This is a genomic window from Rahnella sp. PAMC25617, assembly GCF_050606005.1.
GTDB classification, from domain to species: domain Bacteria; phylum Pseudomonadota; class Gammaproteobacteria; order Enterobacterales; family Enterobacteriaceae; genus Rahnella; species Rahnella variigena.
Genome location: NZ_JBOCUM010000200.1, coordinates 1 through 272, shown reverse-complemented (window position 1 = coordinate 272; position 272 = coordinate 1). Strand labels below are relative to the sequence as shown.

Annotated in this window: 1 protein-coding gene; it reads right to left on the bottom strand. The window is 57.7% G+C overall.

What is annotated here, in order from left to right; genetic code table 11:
* Positions 1-272: tRNA-guanine transglycosylase (locus ACM615_RS24185; RefSeq protein ID WP_431012676.1), on the bottom strand; the 272-nt coding region annotated here is incomplete at both ends.

Here is a 272-nt window from a genome sequence, read left to right as displayed (position 1 = left end):
AGATGCACGCCCTCTTCCGTGATCTTGCGCATGGCGCCCAGCGAAAACACCTGGAAGCCGCCCGAATCGGTCAAAATCGGCTTGTTCCAGCCCATGAAACCGTGCAAACCGCCGAATTTCTCCATGACGGTGTTACCAGGACGCAACCACAAGTGAAAGGTGTTGCCCAGGATGATCTGCGCATCGATCTCGTTGAGTTCCAGCGGCGACATGGCTTTCACGGTGCCGTAAGTGCCCACTGGCATGAAGATCGGCGTCTGCACGACGCCGTG